We start from the raw sequence: 26,221 nt of genomic DNA on the forward strand, positions 1-26,221 counted from the left end.
AATACACGGTGACAATACAGAAAAGTATAATGACTGCATAGTGTTGTTTATCTTTAAAAAGTCATAATAAAGCGATTTTAGAAATAAAACCCAAAAGATCCGGTAACTCCAAAATTACGGGCATCAGGATTATCAAAATAGTTTCCTCTAAAATGAAAATCTATTCTGAATATCTTGAAAATATTTCCTACACCTAAACTATATTCCCAATAAATTTCGTCATTAGGAGCTCCTACACTTTGTAAAAATCCTGAAGCATCGAGCGCGATATTTTCATTAGACAATTCTCCCCAAACACCTCTTATACCAACTAATTCTCTTAGGTTGAGCTTTCTTAGTAGCGGGATTCTAGAAAATATTCTACCGTTAAAATTATGTTCTAAGTGAAGAGAGGTATAAGTATCTGTAACAAATTCATAATAGTTTAATAGCGGAAAAGTATTATATATAGAGAGATAGGTTTGATTTCCTGGGATAACACTTAACAAGCCTAATGGGACTTCGCCAAATGTTTTTCCAACTTCTAGCGAGCTGTTTAATACACCAAAACCTCCAATGTTCCATGGTTGTCTATAGAAAAACTGTAGTTTTTGATATTCAAAATCACTTTCTATCAATCCTTTTACACCAACACTATAATTTAGGAATAAAGTTGAGAAATCTCCATCATTCACAACAATTCTATCCACACCATACCCTGTTGTTTTTCTACCTGGTGTATATGTAATTTGCGTGGCTATTTCCGTTTGTTTGATTTGAGTTCGTAATTCGTTGGTTTCGGGATCAAGAAAATCTAAGCTGAATAATGAGCGATCTGCGGGCTTCAAAGTTCTGTAAGATCCTGTTACTCCAACTGTAAGATTCTTTTTTGGCTCTATTTGCATAGAAAACGCAGATAGATTGATAGATGTAAGTCTATCATTGTCTCCTGTAGCAATGACAGAAGAGGAAGCCAGGCTTCTCCCTTCAACATTATTAGTATTGGTTAGACTGGCACCAAGTTGCTCTACATCTCGTCGGTTTCCGGCAGCTACGATAAGTCTTGATTTTCGGTCGACAAGATATTTTCCTGAAATCCCATATTTAAACTTATTGTCTTTAAAGCCATAAGCACCATATCCTTCGATACGCCATCTATCATTAGAAGTGAAATAGGTTCTACCACCTGCTCTAAGTCTAAACCCTTCAATATCATTAAATCCAATAGTATTGAAAAGTGGTCCAAAATCAAAACCATTAAACTCTACATACCCTGAAGCTAATATGGTTCCAATGTTATAAAGGCGTTTAAAAGCTTTTACCGTTTTAAGGGTGTCAAGCAGTTTGTAAACTTTTTCTTCATCCTTATTAAGTTTTTCCATTCTGGCATTAGCCCAGAAAGAATCCTCCCTATTATAAATGTCTTGATTATATGGATCTACTTGGCTTTGATAGAATTTTTTGTCTTTTTTTATGTCAAATTTATAATTGTCATATAAAGTTGTTCTTTTGCCATATACTCCCCGTGATTTTTCTTTTTTACTAAAAGCGAAGTCGGACTGAAAATAATCTTTGGTAATTAGAAAAATAGAATCATTTAACACATCAAACTCTTGTTCGATATATAAATCTTTCACCCAATTAATATTGGCACTCTTTGTAACTTCTAAGTTTATTTCTTTAATGGCCCAAGTGGTGTCATTTACCCAAAAGTCTCCTTTGAAAGTCAATTCATTTTTTCTTCTGGGGTAATATATGATGTTATAACACCATTTGTTGCCTATATAGGCACTATCTGTTAAGACGTAATTATATACGCTAATCCCGGTCCGAGATAGTGGACTGGTAAAGCTTTTATCAAAGAATTTTAAGTAATTTTCATATACATCATAATCAGAGTACAGATCTTTAACAAATGCAATTAAAGTTTGATTATCACTAAATCCGGCATTTTTGTTTCCTGCCAGTACTTCTTTCTCTTCATTAATGATATTATCACCATATACTTTAGAAAGCGCTTCATTAAGAAAAATAGGTAAATAGGTTTTTCCGGTAATCCTTGATGTATCCACATCATCAAAAATAAATTCCATACCATTAAAAATTCTACTGTTAACCAAAGCACTATCAATGGTGTTGAGATCGAATTCTAATTTCTCATATTTGTCATAGGTGTATTGTTTAAATTTCTTAACACCGTTTTCTCGTCGATTTTTCCATATTTTCCTTAGAATATCAATAGCTGGATTATTTTTTTTGGAAGTTTTTCCTTTATAAATAACAACTTCATCCAATGCGGCAGCTTCCTCTTCGAGGCTGATTTCCATTTTGTAGGTAACCCGTTTAGCTAGTTTTATGGTCTTAGTCTTAAAACCAATAAATGAAACTTTGACATTAGAATAATTATTATCAGACTCCAGATAGAACCTGCCATTTTCATCGGTTATGGTCCCTATTGTAGAATTTGCAAATACAATGTTAGCAAAAGGGACAGGTTGCTTATTACTATCATAAACCTGGCCACCAATTTTAGTTTGTGAATGAAGAAACGTACAGCAGGATAAAGTAAAAAGTATTCCTAAAATCAAATGTCTCATCTAAAATTATTAAGATTATTACTTGTGATAATTAGTGGATCACCTCAATTTTTGGGCCACTTTTATATTCTATGGTGTTCCGAAAACAGATGAAACGCAAAATAAAGGAGTTCATTTTATTTATACATTACTTTTTTAACAGCTTTAACAACATCTTTACTATTTGGTAACCATTCTTCCAATAGTTGCGGAGAATAAGGTGTTGGTGTGTCTGCTGTATTAATTTTTATAATAGGGGCATCTAGATAGTCGAAGATATTAGATTGTACCTGATATGTGATTTCTGAAGAAATATTAGCTAAAGGCCAAGCTTCTTCAAGAATAATTAATCGATTTGTTTTTTTTACAGAAGTGAATATAGCATCTAGATCTAAAGGGCGAACGGTTCTTAGATCTATGATTTCACAGGAAATATTTTCTTTAGCCAATTCATCTGCTGCTTTATAAGCTTCTTTAATAATTTTCCCAAATGAAACGATAGTAACATCGTTGCCTTCTCTTTTTGTTTCTGCTACTCCAAGAGGAATAGTAAACTCACCTTCTGGCATTTCACCTTTATCACCATACATTTGTTCACTTTCCATGAAGATGACAGGGTCGTTATCTCTAATAGCAGATTTTAATAATCCTTTGGCGTCTTTTGGGTTTGAAGGAACTACGACCTTTAATCCCGGTGTATTGGCAAACCAATTTTCAAAAGCTTGCGAGTGTGTAGCTCCCAATTGACCTGCAGAAGCGGTAGGGCCTCTAAAAACAATAGGAATATTAAATTGACCACCACTCATTTGACGCATTTTTGCAGCATTGTTAATGATTTGATCAATTCCTACTAATGAGAAATTAAACGTCATGAATTCGATAATAGGTCGATTACCATTCATGGCACTTCCAACACCGATACCTGCAAAACCTAACTCAGAGATAGGAGTATCAAGAACTCGATCCGGGCCAAACTCGGCTAGCATGCCTTTGCTTGCTTTGTATGCTCCGTTATATTCTGCCACCTCTTCACCCATTAAATATATGGATTCATCTCGGCGCATTTCTTCACTCATTGCTTCGCAAATTGCTTCTCTGAATTGTATGGTCTTCATGTGTTTCTTTTTATTGTTTTTAGTTGACACAATTAATTTTTCAAAATGAAAATTATTAATATGAATTAAAATTATTACTGATTTTAATTATTTATATTTTTTCGCAAAAAAAATATTTTGTATCATAACGAAGGCAAAAGTAGCAATTAAAACCCTTTGATAGGGGTTGAATATTGAAAAAATTTATTATGCACGCATAGTAAATTATACTTTTTATTTGTACCTTCGCTTTTATTATTAAATTCTCAAAAAATACATATATAAAATGAAAATATTAGTTTGTATTAGCCATGTGCCAGACACAACTTCCAAAATTAATTTTACGGATGGAGATACTAAGTTTGATACCAATGGAGTGCAGTTTGTAATTAACCCTAATGATGAATTTGGATTAACTCGTGCAATGTGGTTTAAAGAAAAGCAAGGAGCATCTGTAGATGTTGCAAATGTTGGAGGTCCAGAGACAGAACCTACTTTGCGTAAAGCTTTGGCGATTGGTGCGGATAATGCAATTAGAGTAAATACTGAAGCTACCGATGGTTTTTATGTTGCTCGACAATTAGCAAAAGTTATACAGGATGGTGGTTATGATCTGGTTATTGCTGGTAGAGAATCTATTGATTATAATGGTGGTATGGTGCCAGGGATGATTTCTGCTCTTACAGGTGCTAATTTTGTAAATACATGCATTGGTTTAGAAGTCGAAGGAGATATGGCAACAGTTACTCGCGAAATTGACGGAGGGAAAGAAACTTCTACAGCTAAATTACCTTTAATCGTTGGTGGACAAAAAGGATTAGTAGAAGAAAGTGATTTGCGTATTCCAAATATGAGAGGAATTATGATGGCTCGTAAAAAACCACTTACGGTAGTAGAGCCAATTGAAGCAAATCAAGAAACAAAAGCTGTTCAGTTTCAAAAACCAACTCCAAAAGGAGAAGTAACATTAGTAGATCCTGAAAATATAGATCAATTGGTAACATTATTACATAACGAAGCCAAAGTAATTTAATAAGGTTATAATCAAAATGTAAACATTACTGAAGTTAAATCAGTACAAAAAAATATCATATATGTCAGTTTTAGTATATACAGAAAGTGAAGGCCAGAAATTTAAAAAAGCCGCTTTCGAAGTAGCATCTTATGCAAAAGGAGTTGCTACTATGCTTGGTACAACAGTAACCGCTGTAAGTATTAATGGAGGAGATAGCAGTGAATTAGGAACCTATGGAGTAGATAAAGTTTTAGAGATAAAAAATGATAAACTATCTACATTTAATGCAAAAGCATATGCAGATGCAATAAAACAAGCAGCAGTGCAAGAAGGAGCAAAGGTTGTTGTAGTAAGTTCTACGGCAGATAGTAAATTTTTAGCGCCTTTATTAGCTGTGCATCTTAATGCTGGATATGCGTCTAATGTTGTGGAATTACCAGAAAGTGTATCTCCATTTAAAGTGAAGCGAACTGCATTTACTAATAAAGCATTTAACGTTACAGAGATGCCAACAGATGTAAAAGTAATTGGATTGTCTAATAATGCTTTTGGTCTTAAAGAAAATGAAGGAGCTGCAGCTTCTGATGCTTTTGATCCGTCGCTTTCTGATGGTGATTTTGGAGTGCAGGTAACCGCTGTAGATAAAGCTACAGATAAAGTTTCTATTGCAGATGCAGAAATTGTAGTATCAGGGGGACGTGGATTAAAAGGGCCTGAGAATTGGGGAATGATAGAGGAGCTTGCAGATGTGCTTGGTGCTGCTACAGCATGTTCTAAGCCAGTAAGTGATATGGGATGGAGACCTCATAGTGAACACGTTGGGCAAACAGGAAAACCGGTTGCTTCTAACTTGTATATAGCCGTTGGAGTTTCTGGAGCTATTCAACACCTAGCGGGGATTAATGCCAGTAAAGTAAAAGTGGTAATTAATAACGATCCTGAGGCACCTTTCTTTAAAGCCGCAGACTACGGAATAGTAGGAGATGCTTTCGAAGTAGTGCCAAAACTTATTGAAAAATTAAAAGAATTTAAGTCGAATAACGCATAATTTTCATAAATTGTGCCCAATTAGGGGCTGTTTGAACCTATGTAGTAATCAGCATGTTCAAACAGCCCTTTTTTTATTGAGAGCAATATGAGTTTAGTTCGACTGAACATAAAAGGAATATCATACAGTCAAACCCAAAATGGTGCTTATGCGCTAATTTTAAGTGAGGTGGATGGAGAAAGAAAGTTGCCAATTGTTATAGGTGCTTTTGAAGCACAATCTATAGCTATTGCTTTGGAAAAGGAAATTAAACCACCAAGGCCACTTACACATGATCTTTTTAAGAATTTTGCAGATCGGTTTGATATTATAGTAAAACAAGTAATTATTCATAAACTAGTAGATGGTGTCTTTTATTCTAGTGTTATTTGTGAACGCGATAAAATTGAAGAAATCATAGACGCTAGAACAAGCGATGCTATTGCATTGGCTCTACGATTTCAAGCTCCTATATTTACATATAAAAATATTTTGGATCAGGCTGGTATATACCTTAAAGTAAATCCTAAAAAGGATGATGAAACCGATCCCGAAAGTCTTTTAGTAGATGAACTGGTTTCTGATGATGTTGAAATGGTAGGTAAAGAAACAAGTTATAAAGATTTATCTATCGAAGAACTCAATCGAATGCTTGACCAGGCAGTTACTAATGAAGACTATGAATTAGCAGCAAGGATTCGCGATGAAATTTCCAAACGAGGCTAATTTGTATGTCAGCATTAAAGATCTAATCTATTTTAAATGAGCTCAATTTTTATGAAGAAAGGATTACTTACTTTTCTGTTATCACTATTTGTTTTTACCATATTATCAGCACAATCCATAGAGAAAAAATGGGTTTTAGAAAAAGTTAATGGAACTCCAGAAGAAACTTTTGCCGTTAAAAAGGGAGATTATCTTTCACTAGAACAGGGCCAGTTTTCATATTCTTTTAATGGTGCTTCAGAAACGCTACAAGGAGATTATTTACAGCAAAATAGCGTTTTATTACTTTTCCCTGAGACAGCTCAGGATTCTATCATACGATATAAAGTCAATACCTTAACAGATTCTACTCTGGTCATTTCAAAAAATAATATATCATATGCTCTTGTCACTCAAAAAGAAACAGTACATGTAGCTTCTGTTGAAGAAGTTAATCAGCTTATACCTAATCAAGGATTTTCATTTAATAGTTTATGGAGAGGTGTTTTAGGAATGATTGTTCTTCTGGTTATCGCTTATTTATTTAGTGCGAATAAAAAAGCCATCAATTGGAAAACAGTTGGATTAGGTGTTGGATTTCAATTAATAATTGCTATTGGAGTTTTAAAAGTACCGTTTGTTCAAACGATATTTGAATGGGTTGGAGGCCTATTTGTTAGTGTTTTAGACTTTACTAGAGCGGGAAGTAAATTTCTGTTTGAAGGTTTGGTTGTAGATATGGATACTTTTGGTTTTATATTCGCTTTTCAAGTATTACCAACTATTATCTTCTTTTCAGCTTTAACTTCCTTATTATTTTATTTAGGTATTATTCAAAAAGTAGTAAAAGGCTTAGCTTGGTTGTTGACCAAAGCACTCAAGATATCTGGAGCAGAAAGTTTAAGTGTCGCTGGTAACATCTTTTTAGGCCAAACAGAAGCGCCTCTATTAATTAAAGCATATTTAGAAAAGATGAATAAGTCTGAAATGCTATTAGTTATGATCGGTGGCATGGCAACTGTTGCTGGAGCTGTACTGGCAGCATATATTGGGTTTTTAGGAGGAGACGACCCGGTTTTACGATTACAATTTGCAAAACACCTATTAGCAGCATCAGTAATGGCAGCTCCTGGAGCAATTGTTATTTCTAAAATACTATTTCCGCAAACAGAAAAAATTAATACAGACGTGCATGTTTCTTCAGAAAAAATAGGATCTAATATTTTAGACGCTATAGCAAACGGAACAACTGAAGGCTTAAGACTAGCTGTAAATGTTGGTGCTATGTTATTAGTGTTTGTAGCCTTTATTGCTATGCTGAACGGTGTATTAAGTTGGGTTGGAGACATCACTTCTGTAAACACTTGGATAGCATCAAACACAGCCTACCAAAGCTTATCTCTTGAACTTATTTTAGGTTATCTTTTTGCGCCATTAATGTGGATGATTGGAGTCGCCAAAGAAGATATAGCTTTAATGGGTCAACTCCTAGGAATTAAATTGGCAGCGAGTGAGTTTGTAGGATACATACAATTAGCAGATTTAAAAAACCCAGCTAGTGCATTACATTTTACCTATGATAAATCCGTGATTATGGCTACTTATATGTTATGTGGATTTGCAAATTTTGCTTCAATTGGGATACAAATAGGAGGTATTGGTTCATTGGCACCTGGTCAGCGAAAAACACTATCTGAATTTGGTATGAAAGCACTTATTGGAGGAACTATCGCATCCTTATTGTCTGCGACAATTGCAGGGATGATAATCGGATAACTTTCAAGTATTAAAGAATTGTTAAAAACTATTGTACAACTATCCTTTAATCAATAAATAGAAAAGCGTCTCATATGCTATTTTTTGTATATTTGAAGAGCACTTATAACACTTATAACTTTAAAGATTAACATAAACTGTAAGAGAGAATATGAAGCAATATCTTGATCTTGTGCGTCATGTAATTGAAAATGGTAATGCAAAAGAAGATCGAACTGGCACAGGCACAAAAAGCGTTTTTGGTTATCAAATGCGTTTTGACCTTAGTGAAGGTTTCCCTATGGTTACTACCAAAAAACTACATCTAAAATCTATAGTCCACGAATTATTATGGTTTTTGAAAGGAGATACTAATATAGAGTATCTTCAGGAAAATGGTGTTCGTATCTGGAATGAATGGGCCGATGATAATGGAGATCTAGGTCCTGTATATGGTCATCAATGGCGTAATTGGGATAGTAATGAAATTGACCAGATCAAAGAAATAGTAGAGACGCTAAAAAACAATCCCGATAGTAGGCGTATGTTGGTATCTGCCTGGAACCCAAGTGTTCTTCCAGATACATCAAAGTCTTTTTCAGAAAATGTGGCGAACGGTAAGGCAGCATTGCCTCCTTGTCATGCTTTTTTCCAATTTTACGTAGCTAATGGTAAACTATCTTGCCAATTGTACCAACGTAGCGCAGATGTTTTTTTAGGAGTGCCATTTAATATAGCTTCTTATGCTTTATTTACCATGATGATGGCACAGGTTTGTGGCTATGAAGCAGGTGAGTTTATACATACTTTTGGAGATGCTCATATCTATAATAATCATAAGGAACAATTAGAGCTTCAGCTATCTAGAACACCTCGTAAATTACCTAGGATAGTACTGAATCCAGAGGTGAAAAATATTTTTGGCTTCGTTTTTGATGATTTCAAGTTAATAGACTATGATCCACACGCTCACATAAAGGGTGAGGTTGCAGTTTAAGCCCAAATTTTAAATGAACTACGATGAAAAAAACATTACTTATTTTAACACTTTTGCTTTCGGGAATTTCTTTTTCCCAAGATGCTATAATTTTATCGAAGGAGAATGCAAATGAAAAAGGAATCACACCATTGTGGCCTAAATGTGATAAATCAAGACAAGGCCCTGTAGAATGTTTTGATAGTAAATTGAGAAGGCATATTCTTCAAAATTTTGAATACCCAGATGCTGCAATGGAAGATGGATTAAGCGGTACAGTAACGGTAGAATTTATTATTAATAAAAAAGGAAAAGTAGAAGTGCTTGAGGTTACAGGAGCACATAGATATTTACAAAGAGAAGCTATTAGAATTATTAGAGCTATACCTAAGATGAAACCTGGGAAATGGGGAGAAAAGCCAATAGCCGTAGCATATTCTGTTCCAATTACTTTTAGAAAACCACAATAATATATGGATTGGTATTCCAATTTTAACATTGGATTAACCTAGTTAAAAGATAAGAAATAATAAAAATCAGTAAATTTGAGTGTATGCGTAAGTCGTATACACTCTTTTTTATGATCATTACAGACAATTTACTGACCTCTTTTTTAAAAACCCGATCAGATACAGAAGAAATTTGTGCTCCTCTCGAGACCGAAGATTATGTGATTCAGCCTATTGTAGATGTTTCTCCTCCAAAATGGCACTTAGGGCATACTACCTGGTTTTTTGAAGAATTTATTCTATCAAAATATGTAATAGGTTTTAAACGATTTCATACAGAGTATGCTTATGTTTTTAATAGCTATTATGAAAGTGTCGGAAAACGGGTAATACGAACCGATAGAGGAAACCTTTCTAGACCAACAGTAAGTGAGGTGTATGAGTATAGGGATTATATTACTTCGCATTTACAGACTTTTTTAGAAGAAAATGATGATCCAAAAATTCGAGAATTGGTAGAAATTGGTATTCATCATGAAAAACAACATCAAGAATTATTGATTACAGATATAAAATTTATATTAGGGAATAACCCGTTGTTTCCTAAATACAATGATACGTTTTCTGAAAACCCTATTTTTGATGATGATCAAACTTCTGAATATAGTACCGTAGAAGAAGGTGTTTATGAGATTGGATATGAAGGGAATAAATTTTGTTATGATAATGAGCTTGGTAGACATAAGGTATTTCTCAGAGAATATACCATTGCAAATACACTTGTAACAAATAAAGAATATCTTGAATTTATTGAAGATAAAGGATATGAAAATAGCCTGTTGTGGCATGCAGAAGCTTGGGATTGGATACATAAAGATGATATTAAAGCTCCGTTATATTGGCATAAAATTGATGGGCAATATTATCAGTATACCTTACAGGGATTAAAAACAGTAGATTATACAGTTCCGGTTACTCACATTTCATTCTATGAGGCATTTGCTTTTGCCCAATGGAAAGGAGAGCGATTACCTACAGAATTCGAATGGGAAATTGCTCAATCTCTTTTCAAGTGGGGAATACGATGGGAATGGACAGAAAGTGCATATTCACCATATCCTAACTACAAAAAAGCCCCTGGAGCATTAGGGGAGTATAACGGAAAATTTATGGTGAATCAAAAAGTGTTACGAGGAGGATCTATAGCTACACCACGAGGCCATACAAGACCAACATATCGTAATTTTTTTCACCCACACCTTAGATGGCAATTTACAGGATTGCGATTAGTAAAGGATAAATAACTCTATTTTTTTACATGAATTCTAAAGATCAAAAAGTACTGATTTCTACTTTCGAGAAAGAAGTGAGCGAAGGTTTAACTGCGTTTCCAAAATATTTGTCGTCTAAATTTTTTTATGATGAAGTGGGGGATGAACTCTTTCAACAGATAATGGCATTGTCAGAATATTATCTCACACGAGCAGAATATGAAATTTTTGAGACTCATAAATCCGATATTATTCGAAATTTTGATGAAGTTAAAGAAGGTTTTGATTTAATCGAATTAGGAGCTGGAGACGGAAAGAAAACAAAAGTATTATTACAAGAACTACTAAATCAACATTATGATTTTACGTATAACCCTATTGATATTAGTGAAAATGCTATTGATGGATTAGTAAAGAATTTAAACCAGGAAATGCCAGAAGTTACTGTGCAAGGACAGATTGGTGAGTACTTTGAAGTCTTAGATCGATTGAAACATATGAGCGATCGTAAAAAAGTAATCATGGTTCTAGGATCTAATATAGGTAACTTATTGCATCCAAGAGCCATTCAGTTTTTGAAAAAATTGCACAATGCAATGCATACTGGCGATCTGCTTTTTATTGGATTCGATCAAAAAAAACATCCCCAGAAAGTTTTGGATGCATATAACGACAAATCTGGAATAACAGCAGCTTTTAATAAAAATGTTTTAGCAAGAATTAATAAAGAACTTAATGGAAATTTTGACCTGGACAAATTTATGCATTGGGAAACTTATGATCCCGAAAATGGAACTGCTAAAAGTTATTTGGTAAGCAAAGAAAAACAAACTGTTGATATTGATAGTTTATCATTACAAGTTCACTTCGAAGCCTGGGAAAGTATTCATACCGAGATTTCCCAGAAATATGATGATGATATTGTAAAATGGTTGGCAAAAGAATCTGGTTTAAAAATCGTGAAATCTTTCTCAGATCAGAATAATAATTATAAAGATTATCTAATTACAAAATAGGCATAAAAAACACCCAGAATATGAAAGCAATTTGGAATGAACAGGTAATAGCAGAAAGTAATGATACCAAAGTAATAGAAAACAATCATTATTTCCCACCAGAAGCTATAAAAAAAGAATTTTTTAAATCAAGTGATACACATACCAATTGCCCCTGGAAAGGAGTGGCATCTTATTATACAATCGAGGTAGATGGAAAAGAAAACAAGGATGCCGCATGGTATTATCCAAACACTAGCGATTTGGCAAAACAAATTAAAGGATATGTTGCCTTCTGGAAAGGTGTTGAGGTTGTGGATTAAATTGTAAATGGTGAAATATAACCATAAGACATTAACGATAACGATGTAGTATATCAAGTAACTTTTCTAGATCTTCTTTGGTATTATAAAAGTGAAGGCTAATTCTAATCCCTGATCCGCGAAGAGAGGTGATTATATGATGTTTTTTTAAATGTGAATGTAGTTCCTGATCGCCTTCTATATTAAAAATAGTACTATGTTTTTGTCGCTTTACCACATTTTCTTCTAATAGATTTAGTTTGGTGAATTCTGATTTTGCATACTCACATAGTTTGTTCATATGATCTTCTATAGTGGCAATGCCTATTTTGTTTAAAAAGTTAAGAGAGTATTGTAAACTTCCAAAATTGAAGGTGTCCAAATGACCACATTCATACCTTGCTTGCAAACTTGTATATGATGAATCATAATTGGTTTTGGTAGCTGCATCGATATATGAAGAAGGTGTAATCTGATTTAATACCTGATGGTTAAACAACATAAATCCATTACCATATCCACCCAGTAACCATTTATAGCCACTACAACCTAAGATATCAATTCCCGAAGCATTAAAATCAAAAGCTCTAGTGCCACAAAACTGTGTAGCATCGGCAATAAAAAGTATATTAGGATGCTTGACTTTTAATAGAGTAAGAAAATCAAGATCTATTGCAATACCATTAATATATTGCACCAGGCTAAAAGCAAAAATATCAGGCTTGTGTTCTTGTATGGCATTTTCAATATTTTGTTCTATTGTAGCATCTATCGTAGCATAGCAAACATTAAATCCTTTACTGGTAACAGCAAAGTTAATAGATGGGTAGTCTTCATCTAATAATAAGACTTTTTTATTTCTATCTAATCCATCCAATATCGTATTGAACCCTAAAGAAAAATTAGGAGTTAATACTACATTGTCATTAGAACTTCCAAAAAATGATGCGATAGTTTTACGTACATTATTTAAAAAACCCTGCTGATGATCTCTAAACAGGCTTCCACCAATAAGGAAGTCTAAATCATGCTCTTGTCTGAAATTTAAAAGAGAATCATAGAGTAATCCAGAAGACGCGGTGTTGAGATAGGTATTATGAGATAAAACAGGAAACTCTTTTCTTAAATTCTTCATAAGTAATTTTAGTGCTTTTTAGTAAAAACTATATCTTTACTTGCCAGTACTAAGTTAGCATTAATATGTTTTTAAAAAAGAAAGAAACAATACAAATTGATCCGCAGCAGCGTGAGCTATATGAACATGCGCGTAAACGTGTTATTCAGAAAAAAAGATTATTTCAACATTTCATCATTTTCTTAGTTGGATCAGTATTTTTTGCAATTCTCAATCTAGCATTAGGCTACGGAAAAGAGGTTGTGCTATTTGGAATAGACTGGTATATTGTTTCCATATTGTGTTGGGCATTTCTTTTGGTAATACATTTTTGTAATGTATGGCTGTTTAGTACATTTATGGGGCAAGAATGGGCGGATCGCCAGATGGAAAGATTAATAGCCAAACAAAAAGAAGAGATTGTTTTGCTTCAAAAAGATATAGACTTGATGTACCCCAAAGAAGAATTGGTTAAAAAGAAAGAAGGGTTTATAAAAGGAAAAGCATCAGAGATTGTAGAAGAGTTAAAAGAAACTAAGAATATGATTACAATGATTGCAGCGGCAGGAGAAAATAATGCCTTAGGTAAGGATAATGACCTGGTTTGGCATTTGCCAGATGATTTTAAGCGGTTTAAAAAACTAACAACCGGGCATCATATTATTATGGGACGTAAAACTTTTGAAACTTTCCCTAAATTACTCCCAAACCGTGTGCATGTTGTGATCACCAGAAATACTGGTTATCAAGCAGAAGGAGCAATAGTAGTACATAATATGCAAGATGCTTTAGAAATTGCAAAAGGGGATACACAACCTTTTATTATAGGAGGCGGCGAGATTTATACCATGGGGATGGATCATGCAGATTGTATCGAATTAACCAGAGTGCACGAAACATTTGAAGCAGATGCTTTTTTTCCTGAAATTGATACCAAAATTTGGAAGCTGGATAAAGAAGAATTTCATGATGTAGATGAAAAGCATAAGCATCCCTTTACGTATTATACGTACACAAGAAAATAATGCTTTCTTCAGGGCTTACATCTCATTTTGAAGAATTACTTTTAGAAAAGATACAATCTATACGGCCATTATCGGGGGGAGATATTAATCAGGTCTGTCTTATACAAACTAATCAGCAAAAGATTGTTGCCAAACTTAATAGTACTTCAAAATTTCCTGGGATGTTTGAGGCCGAAGCCAAGGGATTACAAATATTAAAAAACTCCAATACATTTATCATTCCAGATACTATTTATTTTGGTGAATTTGAAGATGTCGCTTTTTTGATATTAGAATATATTAATTCTGGAAAACAAGCAGATAATTTTTGGGAGATATTTGGAGAACAATTGGCGATCTTACATCAACAAAACGAATCTTATTTTGGTTTTGAGAATGATAATTATATTGGTAGTTTACCACAGTATAATACGATGTGTGGTTCTGCATACGAATTTTATGTAAGCCAACGATTACAACCACAATTTGAATTAGCACAACAAAAGGGATTTGAATTTTCAGACTTAGATACATTTTATAAAACGATTAAAGATGAAATTCCAGACGAAAAACCAAGCCTGATTCATGGTGATTTATGGAGTGGTAATTTTATGATTGATACACTGGGATATCCTTGTCTTATTGATCCAGCAGTTGCTTATGCCCCTAGAGAAATGGATATGAGTATGATGCATCTTTTTGGAGGTTTTAATGTTAAAGTATTTGATGTTTATAATGAAATTTTTCCGCTAGTAGGGAATTGGAAAGATCGATTATCGATTTGGCAATTGTATTACCTTTTGGTTCACCTTAATCTGTTTGGGGGTTCATATTACAATAAGGTAAAGAGTATTGTGAACCGGTATTCTTAATTTAAAACGAGTTATTTGCGTCAGGGATAGTAGTAAAAATCCCGCAGTATTGTATTGCTGAGCTACTCTACTGAGCTTGACGAAAGTGTTATCTACGGATAAATAATACGAGGAATTGTAACGAATAGCCCGCCCGGACGCCCAAAACAAAAATTCTAACCACTCATACCAACTTTATCCTTACTTTTGTCAAAATTTTAAATACACAGTATCATATGAACGCATATGTATTTCCTGGTCAAGGAGCTCAATTTTCGGGAATGGGTCTTGATCTATATGAAAACTCAGAAATTGCTAAAGAACTTTTTGATAAAGCTAATGATATCTTAGGGTTTGAGATTACCAAAATTATGTTTGAAGGTACCGCAGATGAGTTAAAACAAACTAAAGTTACACAACCTGCTATCTTTCTACATTCGGTTATCTTAAGTAAGGTATTAGGAAATAGTTTTAAACCAGATATGGTAGCGGGACATTCTTTAGGAGAATTTTCTGCTTTGGTTGCTAACGGAACGCTTAATTTTGAAGACGCTTTAAGATTAGTGTCCAAACGAGCAATGGCTATGCAAAAAGCATGTGAGTTGAAACCATCTACAATGGCAGCTGTTTTGGGATTAGAAGATGCCGTAGTAGAGCAGGGGTGTGAAGCAATAGATGGGATTGTAGTACCAGCAAATTATAATTGCCCAGGTCAATTGGTGATTTCTGGAGAAGTAGATGCTATCGAAAAAGCATGTGAATTGATGAAAGAAAAAGGAGCCCGAAGAGCATTGGTATTACCAGTAGGAGGAGCATTTCATTCTCCATTGATGGAGCCAGCCAGAGAAGAATTGGCAGCGGCGATTGAAGCGACTACATTTAATATACCTAATTGCCCGGTGTATCAAAATGTAACAACAAAAGCAGTTACAGATCCCGAGGAAATTAAAAAGAACCTGATCGCACAGCTTACTGCACCTGTAAAGTGGACACAAAGTATGCAAAACATGATCAAAGATGGCGCAACATCATTTACCGAAGTTGGCCCAGGAAAAGTATTATCAGGATTAGTGAAAAAAGTAGATCGATCTATGGAAACTATTTCGGCTTCGATTTAAGGAATATCAACAATATATTATAGACCTCGCAGGAGATGCTAAGATAAGTTTAGTATTCGTTTGTGAGGTTTTTTATTTCGCTTTAGTAAAAGCTATTTTTACAGCTAATCCTGTTAATACAGAAGCCATAAACCATTTCTGAACTCTTACCCATAATGGATTTTTGGTAAACCAATCAGCCATTTTTGCAGCCGAAATAACAATTAGAAAATTGATTGAAAAGCTAATCATAACTTGTATGATGCCTAATTGAAAACTTTGCCCTAAAACTGATCCATATTCAGGTTTAATAAACTGCGGAAAAAAGGATAAATAAAACAAAGCCATTTTGGGGTTGAGTACATTGGTAAGAAGTCCGATATTAAATAATTTAATGGGTTTGTCTTTTTTTAAAGAACGATCGGCGTCGAATATTTTAGTACCACCAGATTTAACAGTGTTATATGCCAAATACAATAAATAGCCAACTCCTAAAAACTTAACAATTACAAAGGCATAAGGTACAGCAAAGAATATGGCAGTTAACCCAAAAGATACCATAAGAATATGAAATAAAAACCCGCAAATAACTCCAAAAAGTGAGATAATTCCGGCTTGTTTTCCCTGAGATAAAGATCTCGAGATAAGATAAATCATATTTGGTCCCGGAGACAGTACCATTATTAATGAAGCAAGAGAAAACATAAGGAGTTCGTTGATAGGAATCATATACTTTTATTACAGATGTACAGGGTAAAAATATTGTTTTTTTCGCAATTGCGCAGTGCTGACCTCAATACTTGATTACAATACTGCTCTTTTTTATTTCAATATTGATATGAGATGTTAAACATATGGGTTAAACTTATTCCATTTCTCATTTGAGTTTATAAAAATAAAACACTCTTTTTTTCTTTCTATTTCATTATGAAAGTAAAAACTCTTGCTACGCCTATATTTTGTATCCAATCAAGCTGAGCACAAGTTTTTCTTATTTATGTATAGATCATTTTTGTTTACAATAAATACAACTGAGTTTACAGATTTCTGTACTTATCTATTACGGAAAAACCATAATTTCGTTTTTTATTACGATGTAAAATCATAAAGAATACTATTAAAAAGACAATTTTTTGTGTTTCGTAATGCAGTGTATATCTTTAATCTATAGTTATGAATAGTATTATCAAACAGATCGAATTTATAAAACGTATTGATCAGCTTATTCGCTTGCAAGCTACGGGATCACCAGAAGAGCTGATCTCAAAACTAAGAATTTCAAAAACCAAACTGTATCGCATTATAAATACGATGAAAATGTTAAACGCTCCTATTGAATATGACATCACTGTACAAAGTTTTATATATGCCGAACCAGTGGATTTTACTTTTGGATTTTATACAAAAGATCGAAAAACAAATATTCTTAATCCTTTTATAGGGTAGTTAAGAAGGGGATATAACTACGAAACTTAAAACCCTCATCTCATTTTAAAAAAACTTTCCATTTTTTTTCTCAGTTCCGAAAAATGAAACTGGGATGATTTAATATTGCTATTGAAATACGATTAAAAAACAAGATCAGTCATTAAATATTTACTTTATGAAAAACATCACCATAGTACTTTTTTTCTTTTGTTGTAGTTTCTATGCTCAGGAGTTTACTCCGGATTATATAGAGTATCATGCGAAATACACTCCAGAAACTCCGAATGCCTCTACTTTTACGATTTATGGAAATACTCCTGTAAATCATGCCACTGGTGTTCCGAAAATTGACATTCCTTTATTTACGATAGAGGAAGACGGGATGTCTGTTCCTATTTCATTATCCTATCATGCTTCAGGAGTCAAAGTTGATGATCTGTCGAGTGTTGTTGGCTTAAAATGGACTTTAAATGCGGGGGGTGGTATCTTCCGGCAGGTTAATGATAATCCTGATGAAACAGGTTGGTTACAAGCCAATTCCAGAGGATTTGTAACTCCTGATTGGATAGCTGCACAAGGTAGGATTGATGTTTGGGAGACTCAACAGCTAATAGGTCATTCGGATAAATATAAAGATTATTATCCTGATGATTATAATTATACATTTTTAAATCATTCTGGGGCTTTTATCTTTAATCAGGACGGAACCATCCAGGAAGAAAAAGAAAGCGCTTTATTTTTTGAGAAAAATTCAGGTGTTGACAACTCTTTTTATTTTAAAGCACACGATGGTTATGGAGCTAGGTATCATTTTAATAATGACAATATAGAATCCAATGGGAAACATATTCTTTTTGCAAGTGATGCAGGGGGCTTAAGTCTAAATAGAGAAGGTAGCGTAACAGGTTGGATGCTCAATAAACTGGTTACTAAAAATAATAAACAGATTAATTTTGCCTATACTCCTTATACATTAGAATATGAAATTACGAATGCTTCGAATTCTTTAAATGTTGCTCCGGGTTGTGTTGAAACCTCTCCTCAATGCGGATGTTCCGGGACGGGTATTATTTCAAAAACATCGGTATCTTCTACGGCTGTTAGGTACACCTCTGTAAATCAACTTATCAGCACAATTGAATCTTCGAATATCAAGGTAAGTTTTAATTATACAGAAGACGCTACATTGTCTAATTGGAAGAAACAACTTAATTCGATTATTGTTTTAGATAAAATAGCCAATAAAACTAAATCCTATACCTTTACATATAGCAAATTTCCTGGAGATTCACGTTTACGGTTAGATCAGATACAAGAGATTGGTTTTGATCACCTTACCAAACCAGCATATAAGTTTTATTATGAGGCTGGAAGCCTTCCCGCTCTCGGTAGTATGTCAAAAGACTTTCATGGTTATTACAACGGTAAAAGCAACACGTCTCTAGTGCCTTATTCGGTAGCAGCCTATCGTACTATTACACCTACATATCGCGCTAGACTTGCCGATCGTCGAGAAGATTTGTCGTATCTTAAAATCGGAACTTTACGTAAGATTGAATACCCTACAGGAGGTTCGACCACTTTTACTTACGAAGCCAATGCTGTTCCTTCAACAACAAATGATAATCCAGTATACGTAACCAAGTATGCGTCAGCACTTGCATCAAGTGCTTATACAATATCAGGTGATTATAGAGTTTTTAAGGGTGAATTTAAAGTGAGAAAAGACTTAGAAAGTTCAGGTACACCTGTCACCTATACCGGATCTTCCGATATTTGTAATTTTGATCCGTTGGAGCCGAGTATTGACTGCTCACAATTTAACATCTACCCAAAACACAGTGATGGCAGTTTGGGAACGCCTGTTTTTTCTCCTTTTAAGGTAATTGGAGTAAATGGTAGCATAATTCTTCCTAAAGGAGATTATGTGCTAGAACTGAAAGTAGAAGAAGCAAAACTAGTTGCTAACCCAACAGCTTTGATTTCTGTAAACCTGAGTTGGGACGAACAAGAAATTACCGCTAAGTCAACACATTATGTTGGGGGATTACGAGTAAAGTCCGTGATCGATAAAGATATTAATGATGCGATTACAAAACAAACTCAATATAGTTATAAGGGATTAACAGGACATAGTTTAAATGTTAATAATACCACTAAAGGATATGGTGAGAGTACCGTATTTTCTTCAGATAACATTGGTATAAACCCAGCCCTTATTAAATCGGGATATTTCTATGATCAGGTCACCATTGATCAAATAGGAACTGATGATAGGATCAGAACAATAGAATACTATAGCGAGGCATTTCGAAACAAATCATATGCTTCTCAATTAGTAAAACAAGAATTATATAAAGAAAATAATAAAGTTAGAGATATCGTGTATACTCACGATAATACAATTACAAAAACATTACAATTTTGGACTCTTAGTGATAAAGTACTTTGTTTTACGCCTGCAGGAACTGACAATACCGTTTTGGGATATACTAACCCTAATTCGACGAACTATTATCATCGTAGAGATGTACTCTCCAAGAAAACCCAGATTGATTACCATTCTAAACCCGGAGAACCTTTTAATGCTTCGGTTACCCAATATAAATATGAGTATAATGATAATGTGCAGGTAATCAAAGAGGAGTTGGATGGTAGACTGTATGCAGAAAGTGAACAAGCTATTGTTGATAATAATTATAGCATAGTTCCCGATGGTAGACATGTAGAAATCCGATATACCTATCCTAAAGATCACCAGTCAGAAAACACGACCATTGCAGCTTTACATAATAACCACCAAACTAGCTTACCTGTAAGTAAAAAAGTGTATGCTAACGGGGATCTTATCCAGGGTCAGTTTATGAATTATGACACTCAGGGTAATGTGATTGCTACCTATAAGCATCATAAAGGGCAATCTACTTATCAACCTGCTGTAGGTCATATCCCTTCGGATTATGAATTATATCAGGAGTTTAAGCTTGAAGCAGGAAAACCAATAGAAGTGCAACGCAAAGACGGGCTTCCTATCGCGATCTTATGGGATACAACACATACCTATGTTTTGGCACAATTGATAGGAGTCACCAAAACTGAATTGGAAGGAGTTAGCGGAGCTGTTAATTTAAAAACGACAACCGATAGTCAGCTCAATACACTCTATAGTAATTTACGAAATACTTTTACAAATGGGCAGATCACCACTTTTATTCATGAACCGCTAAAAGGAGTGGTGCAGGCTACCGATGCCAGGGGATATACTACCCAATATGATTATGACGGTCTGAGCCGATTGATATCGGTAAAAGATGCCGATAACCATCTGATCTCAGAGAATAAGTACCATTATAAAAACCAACAGTAAGCACTACAGAAAATGAAAAATATAAAGTTAAAAAATATTGTATTCCTTGCCACTTTGTTTTGTGTTCTACAAGGATATGCCCAAGTACCTATTGGTGATGGGAATGGAAATAATGCTTATTTTCGAGATGGTGATGGCGATGGATATGGTAATCCTAACCAACGTGTTGTGCAAAGTACACAGCCTTCGGGTTATGTAACCAATAACCTGGATCGTGATGACGGTAATGCTTTAATTACCAATGTAGCCCCTAAATATTTCTATAGAGATGGCGATGGCGATGGGTTTGGCAACCCAAACAATAAGAAGTATCAAAGTGCTCGACCTTCAGGATATATACTCTCTTCGGGAGATTGTAACGATGGTAATGCAAGTTTACATCCCAATACGGTATGGTACCGTGATGGTGATGGAGATACCTGGGGAAATCCTGGTGTAACCAAAAAGCAATGTGCTCAACCCTCGGGTTATATTCTTAGAGCAGGAGATTATGATGATGGTACTGGACTGATCATTAATATCGCACCCAAGAACTTCTATCGTGATGTCGATGGAGACAGTTTTGGAAACCCTAATGTTAAAACCTATCGTAGTATTCAGCCTTCGGGTTATGTAACCAAGAGTGGTGATTGTTATGATAATGATCCTGCGATACACCCCAATACGATCTGGTATCGTGATGTCGATGGTGATGACTGGGGGAGCGATCAAGGTATAGGTAATGATGACCCTCCGACATTACAACAGTGTGAACAACCTATAGGATATGCTATTAAGAAGGGTGATTGTAATGATTACAATGAAAACATGCATCCGGAAACCGTTTGGTATAAGAACGGTGATGGCGATGGTTTTGCAGAGACAACTACAATTCAGTGTGTAAGCCCAGGAACAGGGTATACCTATGAAGTGTTACCCTTAGGAGATTGTAATGATGGTAATGCTGCGATACACCCTAATACAGTTTGGTATAAAAATAGTGATGGCGATGGTTTTGCAGAAACAACAAAAACTCAGTGTGCTAATCCGGGGTTAGGTTACAGCTTAACAGTAAAACCTTTAGGGGATTGTAATGATGGTAACGCTGCAATACATCCTAATACGGTTTGGTATAAAAATAGCGATGGCGATGGTTTTGCAGAAACAACGAGAACTCAGTGTACCAATCCCGGAGTAGGTTACAGCCTAACAGTAAAACCCCTGGGGGATTGTAATGATAATGATGCAACGATCCACCCTAATACAGAATGGTATGCAGATACTGAAGGTGATGGTTTTGGAGATCCAAATACTACCAAAAAACAATGTGGACAACCTACGGGATATGTATTGAATAATAATGATCAATGTCCGGAAGAATCAGGAACACAACAAGGGTGTGTTTTTTCTAATGAGAATTATGTCTTTACAAGGGCGTATCAAGAACCTATGACCTCACCAGGTCAGATAGGCGATAGCAAAGATGTGATTGAGAGTATCACCTATTTTGATGGTTTGGGAAGATCGATCCAGCAAACAGCTATTATGGCTTCACCAAATGAAAAGGATATCATCACCCATATCGAATATGATGCCTATGGCAGGCAGTCGAAACAATACCTGCCTTTTGAATCAACCAATACAACGGGGAGCTATAAAACAGTAAGTATTACTGATGATATCAACCCATACTATAAAGCTAGGTATCCAAAGGATTTTATAGATGTAGATGCAAACCATCAAGGTTTTAATGCGTATTCAGAAAGCGTGTTCGAAGCTTCTCCTCTTAATCGAGTGTTAGAACAGGGAGCTCCAGGAAAATCCTGGAAAGCCGATAAAGAAATCGATATCGATCATACTATCAAATTTGAATATAGCGGTAATACAGCGGCAGAGCATATAGTTTACTTTAAGGTGAGTTTTGCAAATCCTGATAATACAGCAACACCTACTTTAACAAAAGTAAGGAGTTATGTTTCTGGAGAACTTTTTGTCACCATCACCAAAGATGAGAACTGGACTCCGACGGATGGGAATCTACATACCACCCGAGAGTATAAAGACAAACAAGGACAGGTCGTATTAAAGAGAACCTATGCTTCGACAAGCTCAGCAACAGGAGCACCGAGCGTAGTCGAGGCACATGACACGTATTATGTATATGATAAATATGGTAACCTTACTTATGTGATTCCACCCAAAGTAACTACTGCTGATGGTATCTCTGCTACTGAGCTTGCCGAATTGTGCTATCAGTACACATATGATTACCGTAACCGATTGATCGAAAAGAAGATTCCTAGTAAAGATTGGGAGTCTATTGTATATAACAAACTAGATCAACCGATCTTAACTCAGGATGCAAACCTAAAAGCAGACAATACCTGGCTCTTTACCAAATATGATGCTTTTGGAAGAGTAGCCTACACTGGTAAAATCAGTATCACAGGAAAAGATCGCAAACAACTACAAACCGAAGCAAATGCCTATGTAGATGAGCTATGGGTAACCAGAGGAGTTAGGGTTAGCATCGGAGGAGTAGATATGTACTATACTGATGGTGGTTATCCAAAAGCACTTGCAGGTGAAGTATTAAGTATTACTTACTATGATGATTATGGATTTTTGGGAGCTACTCCACAGCAAGCTTTTATAAAGCCGAATACTATTTATGGTGAAGCAGTTTCAGATCAAACCAAAACATTGGCAACCGGAAGTTTAGTAAAAATACTAGATACCTCATATTGGACAACTACAGTTACCTATTATGATAAAAAAGCAAGGCCGATTTATATCGCCAGTAAAAATGAATATCTCAACACTACTGATATTATAGAGAGCAAGCTTGATTTTGTAGGTAAAGTAGAAGAAACCAAAACCAGCCATACCAAAGACAGCAACGCTGCAATTGTAACGATAGATACATTTACTTATGATCATATGGGTAGACTAAAAGAGCAAACCCAAAAGATCAATACCCAAACCCCAGAAGTTATTGTGGCTAATACCTATGACAACTTAGGACAATTGAAATCTAAGACTACAGGAGGAGGATTGCAAGAGATAGATTACACCTATAATGTACGAGGTTGGCTGACTAAGATTAACGATCCTAATACTGCTCTTGGAAACAAACTGTTTGCTTTTGGGATTAATTACAATACCCCACAACACGGGGCTACCGCATTGTTTAATGGTAATATTGCAGAAACAAAGTGGAAAACTGCCAATGATAATGTAGAGCGATATTACAAATATGGGTACGATGCGCTAAACCGAATCACTAGTGGGAGTAGTAAAGACAATAACTACAACTTAAGTGATGTTACCTATGATAAGATGGGTAATATTATGAGTCTTACTCGTAGTGGTTTTCAGAACTCAAGCACATTTACGGGTATGGATATATTGGGATATACCTATGACAGTGGTAATAAGCTACAAAAAGTAACCGATACCGGTAATAAAGGATATGGATTTAAGGATGGTATCAACACCACTGGTAATGATTATGCGTATGATACTAGTGGGAACATGATCAAAGATCAAAACAAAGGGATTACAGGGATTACTTACAATCATTTAAATCTGCCTAAAACAGTTACCATAAATAATGCAGATCATACCGGAAATATTACCTATATTTACGATGCCACTGGAGTGAAATTAAAGAAGATCACAACAGAGGGAAGTTCATTAACAACAGAGTATGCCGGTAATTACATCTATAAAAATGGTAATCTAGAGTTCTTTAACCATCCTGAAGGGTATGTAGAGAAAGAAGCAGATGGGTATAAATATGTATACCAGTTTAAAGACCATCTGGGGAATATTAGGTTATCCTATAAAGATGCTGACAAGAATGGCTCTATCTCTCAAAGTGAGATTATAGAAGAGAAGAATTATTATCCTTTCGGTATGACTCATTCTGGATATAATAGTATACTACGAGGAAGAAATCATAATTATGGTTTTGGTGGGAAAGAAGAACAATCAGAACTTAGTCTAGAATGGTTAGATTTCTCAGCAAGAAACTATGATTCTGCATTAGGTAGGTGGATGAACATTGATCCATTGGCAGAAGCCTACTATGAGTGGTCTCCATATAATTATTCATATAATAGTCCTTTGAAATTTACTGACCCTACTGGTATGGGACCAGAGGATTGGGTTGACAAAAATGGTAATCTTGTTTATGACCCAAGTTTAAATGATGGCAAAGGAGGTTTTACTGAACACGCTACGAATACCGATAAAAATATAGCGAGATCGCTAAGACAAACAGAAGAAGGAGAAGCTCAATTTCAAGAATTAGTAACTTCTGAAGCCCAAATACAAGTTGAGTTAGACTCAGACTCACCCATAAAGACAGATAAGAAAACTGGCAATGTTATTGCTGGAGAAACAAATAACAGCGAGGTTGAACAAGACTTAAAAACGGGAGATGTTAAAGTTTTAAAGTCAAAAATAGTTTTATTTGAAAAAACTATTGATGCAGTTGTAGATGCTACCGAAAACCAAACGGTCGAAGTTGGAGGAGAATCAATAAATGGTTTAAACTTTAGTGAGGTTTTAGGTTCCGTTTTTGGTCACGAAATTGAACATACTACAAATGAAAATGAAAAAACGGCTAGAACAAATGGTAATACAGAAACTAAGCCTGTGCAAATTCAAGTCAAGATAATACAACAATTAAAAAAGAATAAAAAGAATTAAAATGATGAAGAATATTGTAAAAATGATTTGCTTGTTATTTGTATTAAGTGGTACATCTAATGCTCAGGATAGTGATATTAACTTATCAAATAATTTAAAAAAAGATATTGCTGAATTTTTAATATCTAAGGATGTTTTAAAAGAGACAGAAGATATAACAAGGTATTTTAAAACCATCTATATCACCAATTTAAATAATAATGATTTTAAAATTGATGAAGAAATAGGTGTATATGCTGTTGGAGCTTCTATAAGTCATACACCAACTTTTTTATTGTTACAAAATAAAAATCAATATGATATCTATGAAATAAACAACCTTAAATCACTTCTAAATAAAGTATTAGAATTATTAGAGAAAAAAGAAGATTTAGAGGATCAAACTATTGTTAATTATATCAATAATATATTTAAAGCATACAATAATAATCTAGCAAAATCACAACAAGGTTTTGTGATTAAATAAAAACGGATGCTCTACGAATGTCTCTGACTTCGTAACGGTAAGAGTAAAATAAATG

20 protein-coding genes are annotated in these 26,221 nt (G+C 34.6%); 16 read left to right on the forward strand and 4 right to left on the reverse strand.

Going from position 1 to position 26,221, the window contains the following annotated elements:
- Window positions 1-77: 77 nt before the first annotated feature.
- Both ATE84_RS07695 and ATE84_RS07700 read right to left on the reverse strand, forming a co-directional pair.
- On the reverse strand, window positions 78-2,576 hold the full coding sequence (locus ATE84_RS07695) for a DUF5686 and carboxypeptidase-like regulatory domain-containing protein (RefSeq protein WP_101447288.1): 2,499 nt from the start codon (window positions 2,574-2,576) through the stop codon (window positions 78-80).
- Window positions 2,577-2,692: 116 nt separating this feature from the next.
- Window positions 2,693-3,700: a pyruvate dehydrogenase complex E1 component subunit beta gene (locus ATE84_RS07700; RefSeq protein ID WP_255411995.1), complete on the reverse strand. Its 1,008-nt coding sequence runs from the start codon at window positions 3,698-3,700 to the stop codon at window positions 2,693-2,695.
- A gap of 235 nt (window positions 3,701-3,935) precedes the next feature.
- Here ATE84_RS07700 and ATE84_RS07705 point away from each other — a divergent pair, with 235 nt between their 5' ends.
- The 9 genes from ATE84_RS07705 (at window position 3,936) to ATE84_RS07745 (ending at window position 12,165) form a co-directional block, all read left to right on the forward strand.
- Window positions 3,936-4,682: an electron transfer flavoprotein subunit beta/FixA family protein gene (locus ATE84_RS07705; protein WP_101447292.1), complete on the forward strand. Its 747-nt coding sequence runs from the start codon at window positions 3,936-3,938 to the stop codon at window positions 4,680-4,682.
- A 61-nt stretch (window positions 4,683-4,743) separates the two neighbouring features.
- On the forward strand, window positions 4,744-5,712 hold the full coding sequence (locus ATE84_RS07710; RefSeq protein WP_101447294.1) for an electron transfer flavoprotein subunit alpha/FixB family protein: 969 nt from the start codon (window positions 4,744-4,746) through the stop codon (window positions 5,710-5,712).
- 87 nt (window positions 5,713-5,799) lie between these two features.
- The gene (locus ATE84_RS07715) at window positions 5,800-6,417 is read left to right on the forward strand and encodes a bifunctional nuclease family protein (RefSeq protein ID WP_024770597.1); all 618 of its coding nucleotides are present in this window, start codon (window positions 5,800-5,802) and stop codon (window positions 6,415-6,417) included.
- 51 nt (window positions 6,418-6,468) lie between these two features.
- On the forward strand, window positions 6,469-8,172 hold the full coding sequence (locus ATE84_RS07720) for a NupC/NupG family nucleoside CNT transporter (protein WP_101447296.1): 1,704 nt from the start codon (window positions 6,469-6,471) through the stop codon (window positions 8,170-8,172).
- A 151-nt stretch (window positions 8,173-8,323) separates the two neighbouring features.
- Complete coding sequence (locus ATE84_RS07725; RefSeq protein ID WP_101447298.1) at window positions 8,324-9,148, forward strand: thymidylate synthase; 825 nt, start codon at window positions 8,324-8,326, stop codon at window positions 9,146-9,148.
- Between the two features lie 23 nt (window positions 9,149-9,171).
- On the forward strand, window positions 9,172-9,597 hold the full coding sequence (locus ATE84_RS07730) for an energy transducer TonB (RefSeq protein ID WP_101447313.1): 426 nt from the start codon (window positions 9,172-9,174) through the stop codon (window positions 9,595-9,597).
- 110 nt (window positions 9,598-9,707) lie between these two features.
- Window positions 9,708-10,880: an ergothioneine biosynthesis protein EgtB gene (gene egtB / locus ATE84_RS07735; protein WP_101450905.1), complete on the forward strand. Its 1,173-nt coding sequence runs from the start codon at window positions 9,708-9,710 to the stop codon at window positions 10,878-10,880.
- Between the two features lie 14 nt (window positions 10,881-10,894).
- Complete coding sequence (gene egtD, locus ATE84_RS07740; protein ID WP_101447315.1) at window positions 10,895-11,863, forward strand: L-histidine N(alpha)-methyltransferase; 969 nt, start codon at window positions 10,895-10,897, stop codon at window positions 11,861-11,863.
- Between the two features lie 20 nt (window positions 11,864-11,883).
- On the forward strand, window positions 11,884-12,165 hold the full coding sequence (locus ATE84_RS07745; protein ID WP_101447317.1) for a DUF427 domain-containing protein: 282 nt from the start codon (window positions 11,884-11,886) through the stop codon (window positions 12,163-12,165).
- Window positions 12,166-12,196: 31 nt separating this feature from the next.
- On the opposite strand, the gene ATE84_RS07750 is transcribed toward ATE84_RS07745, so the two are convergent.
- Window positions 12,197-13,279, reverse strand: a complete 1,083-nt coding sequence (locus ATE84_RS07750) for an aminotransferase class V-fold PLP-dependent enzyme (RefSeq protein ID WP_101447319.1) — start codon at window positions 13,277-13,279, stop codon at window positions 12,197-12,199.
- A gap of 65 nt (window positions 13,280-13,344) precedes the next feature.
- Between ATE84_RS07750 and ATE84_RS07755 the strand changes: the two genes are divergently transcribed.
- From ATE84_RS07755 to fabD, 3 genes are all read left to right on the forward strand, one after another.
- Entirely contained in the window at window positions 13,345-14,283 is a 939-nt protein-coding gene (locus tag ATE84_RS07755) for a dihydrofolate reductase (RefSeq protein WP_101447321.1), read from the forward strand.
- Entirely contained in the window at window positions 14,283-15,134 is an 852-nt protein-coding gene (locus ATE84_RS07760; RefSeq protein ID WP_101447323.1) for a fructosamine kinase family protein, read from the forward strand. Before ATE84_RS07755 ends, ATE84_RS07760 begins: the two co-directional genes overlap by 1 nt.
- A 215-nt stretch (window positions 15,135-15,349) precedes the next feature.
- The gene (fabD, locus tag ATE84_RS07765; protein WP_101447325.1) at window positions 15,350-16,231 is read left to right on the forward strand and encodes an ACP S-malonyltransferase; all 882 of its coding nucleotides are present in this window, start codon (window positions 15,350-15,352) and stop codon (window positions 16,229-16,231) included.
- 72 nt (window positions 16,232-16,303) lie between these two features.
- Here the strand turns inward: fabD and ATE84_RS07770 are convergent, their stop codons facing one another.
- Window positions 16,304-16,939, reverse strand: a complete 636-nt coding sequence (locus ATE84_RS07770; RefSeq protein WP_101447327.1) for a LysE family translocator — start codon at window positions 16,937-16,939, stop codon at window positions 16,304-16,306.
- A gap of 444 nt (window positions 16,940-17,383) precedes the next feature.
- On the opposite strand from ATE84_RS07770, the gene ATE84_RS07775 reads away from it, so the two are divergent.
- From ATE84_RS07775 to ATE84_RS07790, 4 genes are all read left to right on the forward strand, one after another.
- Entirely contained in the window at window positions 17,384-17,656 is a 273-nt protein-coding gene (locus tag ATE84_RS07775; RefSeq protein WP_101447329.1) for a hypothetical protein, read from the forward strand.
- A 157-nt stretch (window positions 17,657-17,813) separates the two neighbouring features.
- A complete protein-coding gene (locus ATE84_RS07780; RefSeq protein ID WP_101447331.1) occupies window positions 17,814-21,005 on the forward strand; it encodes an RHS repeat domain-containing protein in 3,192 nt (1,063 codons plus the stop codon).
- A 12-nt stretch (window positions 21,006-21,017) separates the two neighbouring features.
- Entirely contained in the window at window positions 21,018-25,700 is a 4,683-nt protein-coding gene (locus ATE84_RS07785) for a DUF6443 domain-containing protein (protein ID WP_101447333.1), read from the forward strand.
- Between the two features lies 1 nt (window position 25,701).
- Complete coding sequence (locus ATE84_RS07790; RefSeq protein WP_101447335.1) at window positions 25,702-26,166, forward strand: hypothetical protein; 465 nt, start codon at window positions 25,702-25,704, stop codon at window positions 26,164-26,166.
- Window positions 26,167-26,221: the final 55 nt, after the last annotated feature.

The sequence above is a fragment of the Aquimarina sp. MAR_2010_214 genome, from assembly GCF_002846555.1.
In the GTDB taxonomy this organism is placed as follows: Bacteria; Bacteroidota; Bacteroidia; order Flavobacteriales; family Flavobacteriaceae; genus Aquimarina.